General features: G+C 38.6%; 14 protein-coding genes. 7 read left to right on the top strand and 7 right to left on the bottom strand.

Annotation, left to right across the window (positions count from 1 at the left end; all coding sequences use genetic code 11):
* Nucleotides 1-417: 417 nt before the first annotated feature.
* The 3 genes from WH95_RS19860 to WH95_RS19845 all read left to right on the top strand — a co-directional run bounded on the left by WH95_RS19860 (nucleotide 418) and on the right by WH95_RS19845 (nucleotide 3,826).
* Nucleotides 418-1,158 carry a hypothetical protein gene (locus tag WH95_RS19860; protein WP_046510165.1) on the top strand — a complete coding sequence of 247 codons (741 nt, stop codon included), beginning with the start codon at nucleotides 418-420 and terminating at the stop codon, nucleotides 1,156-1,158.
* A 248-nt stretch (nucleotides 1,159-1,406) separates the two neighbouring features.
* A complete protein-coding gene (locus WH95_RS19850; protein WP_046510162.1) occupies nucleotides 1,407-2,162 on the top strand; it encodes a hypothetical protein in 756 nt (251 codons plus the stop codon).
* Nucleotides 2,163-2,503: 341 nt separating this feature from the next.
* The gene (locus tag WH95_RS19845) at nucleotides 2,504-3,826 is read left to right on the top strand and encodes a competence protein CoiA family protein (RefSeq protein WP_046510161.1); all 1,323 of its coding nucleotides are present in this window, start codon (nucleotides 2,504-2,506) and stop codon (nucleotides 3,824-3,826) included.
* Nucleotides 3,827-3,896: 70 nt separating this feature from the next.
* On the opposite strand, the gene WH95_RS19840 is transcribed toward WH95_RS19845, so the two are convergent.
* From WH95_RS19840 to WH95_RS19830, 3 genes are all read right to left on the bottom strand, one after another.
* Complete coding sequence (locus WH95_RS19840) at nucleotides 3,897-4,514, bottom strand: DUF6904 family protein (RefSeq protein WP_052742180.1); 618 nt, start codon at nucleotides 4,512-4,514, stop codon at nucleotides 3,897-3,899.
* Nucleotides 4,515-4,586: 72 nt separating this feature from the next.
* A complete protein-coding gene (locus WH95_RS19835; RefSeq protein WP_157846032.1) occupies nucleotides 4,587-5,285 on the bottom strand; it encodes a hypothetical protein in 699 nt (232 codons plus the stop codon).
* Entirely contained in the window at nucleotides 5,275-5,952 is a 678-nt protein-coding gene (locus WH95_RS19830) for a hypothetical protein (RefSeq protein WP_046510159.1), read from the bottom strand. The genes WH95_RS19835 and WH95_RS19830 overlap by 11 nt, the downstream gene beginning before the upstream one ends.
* 244 nt (nucleotides 5,953-6,196) lie before the next feature.
* On the opposite strand from WH95_RS19830, the gene WH95_RS19825 reads away from it, so the two are divergent.
* Together WH95_RS19825 and WH95_RS19815 are read left to right on the top strand one after the other, a co-directional pair.
* On the top strand, nucleotides 6,197-6,784 hold the full coding sequence (locus WH95_RS19825) for a recombinase family protein (RefSeq protein ID WP_046510157.1): 588 nt from the start codon (nucleotides 6,197-6,199) through the stop codon (nucleotides 6,782-6,784).
* A gap of 333 nt (nucleotides 6,785-7,117) precedes the next feature.
* Entirely contained in the window at nucleotides 7,118-7,318 is a 201-nt protein-coding gene (locus WH95_RS19815; protein ID WP_046510155.1) for a hypothetical protein, read from the top strand.
* Between the two features lie 168 nt (nucleotides 7,319-7,486).
* On the opposite strand, the gene WH95_RS19810 is transcribed toward WH95_RS19815, so the two are convergent.
* Genes WH95_RS19810 through WH95_RS19800 form a run of 3 tightly spaced genes read right to left on the bottom strand, consistent with a single transcriptional unit; the run spans nucleotide 7,487 to nucleotide 8,972 of the window.
* A complete protein-coding gene (locus WH95_RS19810; protein ID WP_046510154.1) occupies nucleotides 7,487-7,918 on the bottom strand; it encodes a hypothetical protein in 432 nt (143 codons plus the stop codon).
* Nucleotides 7,919-7,977: 59 nt separating this feature from the next.
* The gene (locus tag WH95_RS19805) at nucleotides 7,978-8,577 is read right to left on the bottom strand and encodes a hypothetical protein (protein WP_046510153.1); all 600 of its coding nucleotides are present in this window, start codon (nucleotides 8,575-8,577) and stop codon (nucleotides 7,978-7,980) included.
* The gene (locus tag WH95_RS19800; RefSeq protein ID WP_046510151.1) at nucleotides 8,577-8,972 is read right to left on the bottom strand and encodes a hypothetical protein; all 396 of its coding nucleotides are present in this window, start codon (nucleotides 8,970-8,972) and stop codon (nucleotides 8,577-8,579) included. The genes WH95_RS19805 and WH95_RS19800 overlap by 1 nt, the downstream gene beginning before the upstream one ends.
* 324 nt (nucleotides 8,973-9,296) lie before the next feature.
* Here WH95_RS19800 and WH95_RS19795 point away from each other — a divergent pair, with 324 nt between their 5' ends.
* A complete protein-coding gene (locus WH95_RS19795; RefSeq protein WP_052742181.1) occupies nucleotides 9,297-9,740 on the top strand; it encodes a LexA family protein in 444 nt (147 codons plus the stop codon).
* The gene (locus WH95_RS19790) at nucleotides 9,715-10,992 is read left to right on the top strand and encodes a Y-family DNA polymerase (RefSeq protein ID WP_046510150.1); all 1,278 of its coding nucleotides are present in this window, start codon (nucleotides 9,715-9,717) and stop codon (nucleotides 10,990-10,992) included. Before WH95_RS19795 ends, WH95_RS19790 begins: the two co-directional genes overlap by 26 nt.
* On the opposite strand, the gene WH95_RS19785 is transcribed toward WH95_RS19790, so the two are convergent.
* Nucleotides 10,989-11,342, bottom strand: a complete 354-nt coding sequence (locus WH95_RS19785; protein ID WP_046510149.1) for a hypothetical protein — start codon at nucleotides 11,340-11,342, stop codon at nucleotides 10,989-10,991. The genes WH95_RS19790 and WH95_RS19785 overlap by 4 nt on opposite strands.
* Nucleotides 11,343-11,444 lie beyond the last annotated feature (102 nt).

Here is an 11,444-nt window from a genome sequence, read left to right as displayed (position 1 = left end):
TACGATTTTTTCCGAATTCTGCGGGCTCCCCATGCCTACTATTTTTAAAATCTTCTTTGCCATTTTCCTTTTCAAAAATCGTAATATTATTTTTATCCTTCTGGCATTGATATTCGCTTATCCAGTTGGTTCCGACCTGATTAATTATATTTTTGGGTGAGTTGGTTATGATTAAATCACTGTCTGATCATAAAGATGATTCATCATGCAATGATGGATTTGTCCCTACTGTCTGGACGTCCTGAGACTTTACAAACAGATCCAGATTATTATCGCATACATGAAGAGCATAATCGGGCTGTTCAAAAAGCTGAAGAGAATTATCAAGTCGTGCATTCAAGATTAAAAAAGTGCTCTCTGATGAATTGATAGTAGCTGGCCTTAGTAAAGTTGTCCCGGAATATTATGGATAGGTAAATGGAAGCTTCAAAAACACGGTATCTTGAATATGTTCTAACTGATCCGGGCCTTATAAATATTTTTAATGAAATTGAGAAAGCGCGGAAGTCAATCGAACCTCTCATTGATGCATTTGCAAATAAATATGGTTCGTTTTCTGGTGATTATGCGCTGAAGCCAGTCACCCCATATAAAGACCGGGTTTTCTGCTTAGCTTTTGATGATTGTCCAGAAGGTTGGGTTGAAGATGATCAACCTGGATTTTATTCTCCTCATCTTGAAAGTGATTTTTGTCGGGATGCCAGGGATGAAATGTTACGGCTTCCATTAATTCCTAATAGCTATGAACTGGAAGAGAAGCTTGGTGTTCGTCAAAAAATTGATTATGCAGCTTCATTTTCGATACAAGAGTATAAAGGTACTTATTCTGTAGAAGTTCCTTATCAAGAGGGCGAAAGTTTGAGTATTCCGGCAGGGTGTGTTTCGAAAAAGAATTATGAATTGAATCAGAATAAATGCGAATTTTGTTTTACTGAAATTCATCCTGAAGCAACAGTTTGTCCAAGCTGTAATGCCGTTAAATCCTATGGATTGTATAATTCTGGATTGCCTTTACAAAAGAAAGGTTTGTATGGGTATTTGGTCCTTTTACTTTTCGTCTCAATTCTACATTTACTAGGAACGCTTTATATTGCGTTGGTGTTTGCCCTGTTTCCTTTATGGAAGCTTTACCGAGGGCCTAAGTGGTATCGTAGGTGAGGCATTTTGATTGTTAAAAAAGCTGAAATAAGAAATAAATTGGGCTTATCTTCCGTGCGACTTGGTATTTGAATAAGCCATATTTTATTCCATAATTTTGGTGGTTTGGATCATTTCGAGCCATTACAACTAGTAGGATAATAATAATTCCAAAACTAACGCAGGCATGTATAATATTTTCTAAATTTTGGATTGTTTGGAAAAGTCCCTTTAATAAGTTCATCGACTGGCAGTGATGGGAATAAGAAATGTGGAATTTTGTGTTTCTCTCCTTTTTATTCGTATTTTCAATATCCTCTATAGCTGTCGCTCAAAGTTCCACCCGCTGCCAATGCGATTATAATAATTGGGTCGGTAATTGTCAGGCGAGTATTGAGCTTGATAATAACTGGTTTAAAATCACTACAAATACACAGCAGTGTTCCAGAGTAGATTGGTATGCAGATTCAAATCCTAAAGTTACAATTGTTACTGGTGGATTGGAAACTGAGGAGTGGTTAGGGCGTTCAAAAAGGCCTGAACTGACATTACAAAGTTGCAAAATATGCCGAGATACTAATTTGTTACCCAGGAATCCTGAAAATCCTCCGTCAACTAATCATCTTGACATATCAGCAGCAGACGCTCGCATTATGGGTACTTGGAGCTGTAATCAACAGGTAAAATTTAAAGGCCAAACCGTTAACTGCAAGACTACAAAAAATATTAACAAAAAGGTCGGAACCAACCGATATTTATCAAGTTTTTCTGGTTACTGCCAAAGGAAACTTAATCCAGGATATCATTTGGCAGATGGTGTTTCTATGGTGTTTGATAATAATGGTGTCGAAGAAATATTAATATCAGGAGACACTATAACAGAGCGCGGTCTGAGTGGCGGAGATAACAGTAATGTCAAGGATGAAGGAACAAAAGTGATGAATATTTCTGGAAGAACAATAAGTGGAACAGGTTTCCAGGAATTAAATGGTGGTGCTTGGAATTATAATTGCCATAAACGTTAAATTTGAAATATTAATAGCCTCTATGTTTAACGGCTTGCAATGATCCAGGCCAATGCTTGCAAACATCGATAATTTGAGCTCACTTTATTTGCGAATGTAAACCCACTTTCTGTTCGAATTAAGTGATATTGAACTCACATTATCTGAAACTGATCTTACAAACTTAGTTCTTCGCTTACTTAAATTGAGAACAAAAAAGTTACACCTCGTGCTGAATGTTACAGCGCTCGGCAGTCTGTAGCTGCCCAAGTGTCTCATTTTTGATAACCGAAAACACTTATAAATTGAAATTATTTACTCTAATTATAATATAGGGTTTATTCTTTTAAGCAGAGAAACAAATGCCCCAACGAGCTGTCATACATGAAGAAGCCGGAAGCCAAGATGTCCTAGCTTATGAATTGTCTGAAAAACAATGGTACGGTGTTATTGAGGCTGCTGAAGCTAAAAGACTTAAATTACCTTGTTGCGGAGTAGACGCCTTACCAAGGACACCAGAAGTAAGGGTAAAACACTTTGCTCATCCTCCATATACACTGGAGAACTGCCACGCCAAAAAGAAAGGGGAAAGTCATGATGCCATTATTGCCTCAATTGCTCTAATGGCCAGAGACTTAGGCTGGAATGTTACTCCTGAAGTGAAGTTTGGAGAAATCTTCTGTGATGTAGTATGTGAAAGAAAGGCATCAGGTTTACGGATAGGTTTCGAATTTGAAACCTCTACTCGACCTACGGCAGAAATCGAAGAGATTGATCGATGTTTAAATGGTACTGCAGTATCCAGTTTACATTGGTTCTTCAAAAAAGGCCGTAAGGGTGGTTTTCCTCATGTAAAGCATTCAAATCTATACAGTGCTTCAGAGGTAGATAAGGGGCTCGGCTATATCACTTCCAAGTGCCGTAATATTCTTCTCGAAATTGAAGAAGTTATCATACTTGCTAATAACATTATCAGCTCCCTCAGAGAAGAAGGCATAGAGTATCAGCTCAACATGGAGGCTGGCATACCCGATAGCCTGATAACTTATCCAGAGGGAAAGCAAAGACCCCATAAAGTTCTTTTTAGATCTGGTAACACCGAAGTTCTGGTCCCCAAGACCGCTGTAAATGCGAATAATTTTGTACAAGGAGAAAAAACGGCAAAAGCTCAGGAAATATTGATCAGTCTTGTCCGGAAAAATTTGAAAAAGGGTAGCTCAGTTTGGTGGGATGGACATCCAAAACTTCTAAAAGATAGTTTTCAGCGCTTGCGTGAAGACATTTCTAACGTATGTATCAGAAGCGAAATGCCAATTGGCTACAATAGTCCCAAACAAGTAAACTCATCAGAGCCGTCACAATATACAATCGAGGGCCTTCAACCTACCTCAAATTCTCACCTAAGCCCTCGTTTTGATAATCCCGAAGTAATCAACAACGTTTCAGAAAACCTTGATTTTGCTGAGATGCGGATAAAAGAAGTGAAAGCATTCTTACAAAACCACTTTGGGTCCAAATATTGTGATGATTTATTGGAGAAACCAATGGCTGAACTCAAAGGAATTTCCCCACGTGAAGTCGCCTTACAAAACAGTCAGTCCCTTGAAATGATTCAAGTAGCACTTGGATATCGTGATCCAGCTACAAAAGCTCCTATCAAGTCAATCCGAACACTGAAGTTATAACTTTTGCAACAGGATCAGATAAAATTCCATATCTTTAAATAAAAATTTAATTTTTTTCGGCTTTTAGTCCTCACCAATCGAACTTGGGCCAATCAAATCGATGTTCATCAAAGTCAAAGTTATTTTCATGATGCTTTGATAGAAGATTATAACTAGATGACATTGTTTGCAGTAGCGGAAGTAATGTTTTAAGCCTTTGCCTCGTTGATAAGCTTACATACTTTTTGCACTTACTTAAGTATATTTTCTCCAGATGCTCTAACTTTTCTGAGCCTATTACTCCCAATAATTCAAAGATTTTATCAGCATCATTTGGTATAGCTTTCTTTAAAGCAGCTTCAATTGTTGATTCCAAATCAAACATTATGGCTTGGTCAGACCGCGTGGTGGGAAGAAAGCCCATTGCATTTCGAAGAACGCTTATCTGCAACAACAAAACAGGCCATATAATTTTTACACCATATAACTTATAGCTGTCTTCAAAGCTTTCAACGGAGGTTACCTCTCGTTCTCTCTGATAGGCTTTTCTAACATCGTATGCCAAAGATATCATGAATGATTCTTTATTCGTTATCGCAGAACTTTCTTCATTAATCCGGTGAATAAAATCAAATAGGTCATTAAGTGTCCAAGGATCTCCCCAAAGAATTATGCCAGCATGTTTTTTTGTTAGTTCGTACCTTAACAATAGTTTGTTCCTAACATTTCGTATCTCAGTCTGTTTTCAATAGAGAACAAGAAATAAGGTGTCTAAAGGCCATCACTGAAAGTGACTATTGGGTATTTCTTCTACTCTTTCGGGGTAACTCAATCCAATATCCTGAAACCGCCCAATACCTTCAGTGTGTATCTTTAGAACTTTTGCATTTACCAGAGACTCACCTAGACGTGGGTCTGAACCTTCAAAAGAAACTCCTATGCCGAATTTTCTTGCCCACGCTTTAGCAACGGTTATTGCGGCTGATAGTGCATTCGAAAATTCTGTAAGGGGTACAGAAATTTCACAAATGCGGCTTCTTCCGATTTCCTTTAATTTTGATCGTACTGGGTCGCTGTTACTTAATCCAAAGTATGCTCCTTCACCTCCCCAGTATCCCAAAAGTAATTCAACACGTGAATTGTTTGCAGAGCAGGGTATCAGTGTGGTCCAAAGCAAATCTAATCTTTCGTTTGGTTCCGTATAATATCTTGAGTTATCTAAAATATGGTTCTTGTCGTTTTCTGTTATTTTCCCGATTTCGACTAACCTGTTCAATCTGTTACAAAGGTGGTTTTCAGAGGCTGGTATGAGCTGTTTTTCAAAAATAGAGACTTCTTCGTCGGTCAACTTGGTGTAGTGCCAAACTCTGACATGACGGTTTACTAGTTCATACTGCAGAACATAATCTATGAAGTTTTGGTATTTTTCTTGGTATTTATTAGATAAGAGAGATTCATATTCATTTCCGTCATCTACCAACCATGATTGGCCCATACATCCCAGTTTGAATTATGGCATTCCAAATTTTCTTTAACGCTTGTCCGGTTTCTTGATCTAGGAATAAAGAGGATCTGCTTCCATGAGGCATACCTAAAAAGTATGGGCGCATGGTTTCCCAGGTTTCTCCATAGTCAGCATCTTCCCAGCCTAGAAGTTCTCGCTCTAATAAAAGGGGTAACGCCAATGATTTTGGTATCGTTTTGTTCGGGCCTAATTTCCCCCAATGACAACGAACTAAGATAGATGCTGTACCGCTGTTATATAGATTGACATCCAACTTTTCTGCTGAGAGATATGCTATTTCTGGTCTTAAGCTATTGTTGATAGTGTCAACTGAACTCATAACAGATTTCCCGTCTGTATATGGGCAAGTTATAAATCCGTTAACAAAATAAATAGTATGATCCAGTCCTTTGTAGCCACATCTTTCACCTGGTGTAGTTACAGGGCTTCTTACCTCCTTGTTGTAGGAAACAATTGGGTGCCATGATGGATAAGCACTGACAACAGGGCCGCATTCATCAATGATATCTAATATTGTATTTTTGCATTCTTCCCTTGTTGCCGGATCTACACCTTTTGGAACTAGGTAACCTAAAGCTTTTTCTATTCCATTTCTTTCTGCTTCGTCTGCTCTGAAAGCCATTTTTTAATTTCCTGAATATTTATACAGAAAATCATAATGATGACGATTCACGCATAATTCAACTAATTTATGCAAAAAATGATCAGTATGTGTTTTTTGCGATGAATGCTGTCTTATAATCGATGGTTTATAGGACTGTCCTGTTTTGCTGTGAAAAAACTGTGAAACAGTGTCTTTTATTTGTGTCCTGTATTTACGTGTCCTATAATTCAATCAATATAGATTATAATACAGGACAATTGTTGTGAAAATTGGTTACGCGCGAGTTTCAACAACCGAGCAAAATCTTGATGCTCAAATTAAAGATTTATATGCGGCTGGTTGTGAGAAAGTTTTCCATGAGAAAATATCCGGGGTGGCAACAATTAAGCCGGAGTTGGAAAGTGCGCTCGATGCAATGAAGCCCGGTGACACTCTCGTTGTGTGGAAACTGGATCGACTTGGCCGAAAGACTACAGAGCTTTTGGTATTTCTTGAAGAACTAAGTGATCGTGAAATCAACTTTCAATCAATTACGGATGGTTTGGACTCATCGGCTGGCCCAATTGGTAAGCTTATTCTGTTGATTTTATCCGCCTTTGCAGAGCTTGAGAGAGATTTAAATATCGAGCGTACTATGCGCGGATTAGAGGCGGCATGGGCCAGTGGCAAAAAGTCCGGTCCCAAAGAGAAGGTATCTGATGATAGTATTCGGATGGCTATGCAGCTTTTGGAAACACCCGATGAAAACGGCAAACCGCGTACAGCAACTTCGGTAGCAAAAACTATCGGCCTTTCCAGATCCAGTCTTTATCGAAGAATAGATAAACTCAAAGCAGAAAGTTCAAATTAAATGGATTATTGGACCCTGGGCGCGTTGTCTGATTGTGATCAAGTCTTGAGTGTATGCTGCGCCGTTTGTGGACATAAAAACCACATAGATCCTGATGTCTTACTGGAGCACCCTAAATATACACCTTTCATGTATGTCTACGATATTAAATCTCGGATTAAGTGTTGTAAGTGTGGTTCGAAGGAAAGTAGTGTTTTTGCTCAAGATCGTCAGTATTTGGGGTGTTGGAATCCTGATCCTGAGAAGTGGGAGCAGGCTGATATCGATCATTTACGTGAAGATGCTGCTTGATAGTGCTTTTTTAGTTAGGACCTTAAGTCCCTTGGGGGGGTAATGAAAAATATTATTGGAATCGCCGTACTTATATTTATGGTTTTTATTGCTTGGAGTTATGTTTCTTATCGTATGTTCCCAAGTGTAGAAGAATGTCAAAGTGAGCTTGCAAAATATAGCTATGGCAATCCTTCAGTGTCACGGAAACGAGCTGAGCAGTGTCTGCAAGTGTTAGAAGCTTATGTGGATAATGCCAACTGATAGGTTGATTTATTCGGGATAGTATATTGGTGTATTATAAAGGTTTTGAAGTCCTGGTTAAAAAAATGAAGGCGAAACCTGTTGAGTGGGAGCATTACCTATCGATCTTAAGTGTATGTAATGCGTAGCCTCAAAAAGAGACACTTTTAAATCGCGGTTAGAAAAAAATTACTTTTGAAACAGTGTTATATCTCCTTGTTCTTCCAGAACAAGCTGCCAAATTGGGCTTATATGTTGGTGTAACATATTTTCAAGGTATAAGCCTGAAGCTAATTGTTGCAGGTCTACATTTGGATGCTTAGCTCGGAAAAACTCTGCCATACCAGTTACTTTTAAATTTATTTCCCTTTCAATTTGGAGACTTTGATCAATATCAAAACCAAAACCGTGATTGTGCCGTTTATGAACAGCCTCGTAGATATCTTTTATTGTCCCTAAATGGGCCGTTATTAAGCTTCCATCTAAGGCCCCTACTTTACATAGCATTGCTGCTCGGAAATTGGTTTCTATCAATTCAGTATGGGCATTCCCTTTTTGTCTAAATTGACTAATTCCATATACAAAAACACAAAAAAGAACGAAATAAATTAAATACTCCACAATCAGACTTCCTTCGAATGTTTAGTAGCTATATGTAATCAGGTTTAAATTTGATAGTTTTACGGAATTTCGAAAACAATAGAATCAGATAGATAATTGCATTGGTTTCCGCCTTGTTCTTCACATGGCTTTGCAATAGCTGTTATATTTTCATTTTTCAAAGGGAAGTTATTTGGATCATAGTCTACTAGGTTGGCTTGCTCCCAATAGCCTGTAAAATGGATTTCGTACTGATTGTCATATTCATTTATAACTATTTTTTGTATAAATGAACCATAACAAGAATAGTCACCGAGTATATGTAGGTTATCTAAAAGTGTGGTTTCCCCTATTTTTACCGTTAAATTTCCTCCCCAAAATGCTGCTCCACAATGGTTACCATATTCTTGGATATCATCGTAAACCCAAGTAAGTTTCTTTAATCCTAGTGGGCAACTTCCCATAGAGCTTTTACTATCTGGAATGTAACCCTTGTTTATAAGGGTGTTAATCTTTTTATTATAGTCCCCTTTTATCTCTCCTCTGACCCAAAAGCTTTCTATAGAAAACCGTTGGAGTTCTGGAATACAGTTAATTGATATATATTGGCTTCCTTGATCCGCTTGTGCTGTTGAGGGAATTATAGATGCTAGGAGTATCGGTAAAAAGAACATACGCATTATAAGCACCCCATCTCACGCTTCCGTCGATATACTTGAACGTAGTCTGGCTTGTTGTATGAAGGAGCAAGGTTTTCGTAATAGCTATCTGTTTTGGTTAGTTTATTTGAATTTGATAAATTTGTTTTTCTTTTACTTTTATAATTTGGGTTCATTTCTTCATATAATGATGAATAAGCTGCACGTGAGCATTCAAGGTCTCTCTGTTGTTTGATTTGGTCGTAAATAAAATAAATTGCACCTAACAAACTAATTAAAATGATGGTGATTAGGCTACGCTTAATCATAATCCTAGAGGGGGGATTACCCTTAATTTGTTTTGGGATATATGCTAGATCGGCATTAGCTATGCGAGTAGCTCCATTTTTTAAAGTATACTTTACTTTTTCTGTCATAATTATATCCATTAAAATATATATTTTATGTAGCTGTAAGTAATGGAAGCTAAATAACTTTTAGAATTAATAGTTTCAGATGTATTACGTAGTGTCAACATATGGGCAACTATCCCACACTCACAACACCAAGTCTGCTAAGTACTTTATTTGCAAGGCATTATCTAGGCTAAAGGACTTGACCAATGCTCCCACAGAATAGCGGTGTTAATGAGAAGATTCTACTTCCGGAACCCGTTAAAACCGGGGATTATCTATAAATATAATTTGCGAGAACAAAAAAAGAACATTGACTCTTATTATCGTCAGTTTCATTTTATAAGAATGACTGATATCAACAATGTTTCTTACCCTATATCCGTAGTAAACAAGTGGTCTTACCCTCTCGCTCTTGTGGCGTGGCGTATTCCGGCTGGATTTCCTTCTCCTGCCGAAGACTACATAGAAGGCGAGATAGATTTAAACGAGCAGCTTATCCGGCATCCACACGCGACCTTCTTGATGAAGGTTGCGGGGGATTCAATGATTGGTGCTGGAATTATGCCTGGATCTACTCTTGTCGTTGATCGGTCTATCGAGCCACGACATGGTAGTGTCGTTATTGCTGTGATTGACGGTCAGCTCACGGTTAAGCGTTTGTATAATAAATCTGGTGTTGTCCAGTTACGGCCAGAAAATACGACTTACAATCCGATTAATATATCTAAAGAGCAGGATCTTGTGATTTGGGGGGTCGTGACTAATGTCATCAACCAGCTCCCCCAATGATTGGTTTGCTTTAGTTGACGTAAATAATTTTTATGTTTCCTGCGAGCGATTGTTTCGTCCGGACCTTAATAATGTTCCAGTTGTTGTTCTTTCCAATAATGATGGGTGTGTTATTGCCCGGTCGCAAGAAGCCAAAAATTTGAATTTTTCGATGGGGGACATTTTCCATCAGGTCCAGGATAAAATCAGAGAGACAGGAACAAAGGTTTTTAGCTCAAACTATCCTCTTTACGGTAGCTTATCTTCGAGAACAGTGAAGGTTTATCAGCAGTTCACTAATAGGGTTGAGGTTTATTCTATTGATGAATCTTTTTTGCTTTTGCGTGGTTCTTCAGATGAAATTATATCTCTTGGCCGTGATATCAAGAACCGGGTTTTGAGGGATGTTGGCTTGCCTGTTTGTGTTGGGATCGCCAGAACAAAAACACTTGCGAAGATTGCAAACCGGATAGCAAAGAAACACGCAGAACATGCCGGCGTTTTTTTGCTGGAAGAGAATGACCAGGAACAACTCAAGACAATCGAAAATGAAGACATATGGGGTATCTCTCGGAGGCTTACTCCCAAGCTTCAGGAGCTTGGAATATACAACGCGCTCGAATTGTCACTGGCAGATCCTAAACGAATGAGATCCAAATTTTCAGTTGTCATGGAACGCATGATTTATGAGCTGAAGGGGCAATCATGCTTGGAGCTGGAGGAAGTCATACCCACTAAAAAGGGAATTATGGTTTCTCGCGGATTTGGGCAGGGCCAGGAACATTATATCCGAGTTCAAGAAGCAGTTGCTGAATATGCATCACGAGCTGCGGAAAAGATGAGAAAACAAAATCTATCTGTAAATAGACTTACTGTGTTTTTACGAACAAGTCCGCATGGGAAAGATCAAACTTATTATTCCAATTCCTTTAGTATAAACTTTCCCGAAGCTTCTTATGATACTGCTTTGATCATTAAGTGCGCGTTCTATTGCCTGAAGAAGATTTTCAGGTCTGGGCTGAAATATCAGAAAGCTGGCGTGTTTCTCGATGGTCTGGTTGATTCAGGATCCACTCAGCAAGATTTCTTTTTTAAGCCGGTTCCTGAAAAGTCACAAAAATTAATGTCCATGCTCGATGAGCTTAATAAAAAACATGGCCGTGATACGGTGCATTTTGCCTCTTGTGGTGTTGAGAGAAAGCATAAGATGAAGCAGAGGCTACTTTCTCCTCGGTATACGACGTGTTGGGATGATCGGCCCGTTGTATTTTAATTAAATGGATTAATTAACCCTCTTTTTTGCATTTCTCTAGTAAATCCTTCTCCTTCATCCGTTAAGGAATTATCATCGTGGTTTTGCCCGGTGTTAATTTTACCAGGATTAATTGGGCCATACATTTCGGAGGCATACCTTACCATGGCTTCGGCAATACCACTATTTTTATAATCGTCGTAAGTGAAGACACCGCGCATAGTTGGTGGGACGGTAACGCCATGGCCCAGATCATAGCATTCAGTCAATTCCAGGTCTCCGGCTTTGTTATTGTTGTGAGTGGCGACGATATTATTGCCCTCTTCTTTGATTTCAATATTTCTGCCTTGTTTGTCTTTAAAAGTTACCATCTATATATTCTTTGTTGTTTTGTACCGTAATGGCTCTATTTTTTGTGCGGTCGGAGATCCAAATCCATGGCCATCGAGCGGGTTCCACAAATATAAGGCATA

Origin of the sequence: Kiloniella litopenaei (genome assembly GCF_000982415.1) — a bacterium.
GTDB lineage: Bacteria > Pseudomonadota > Alphaproteobacteria > Kiloniellales > Kiloniellaceae > Kiloniella > Kiloniella litopenaei.
This window is presented reverse-complemented; position numbering and strand designations above follow the sequence as displayed.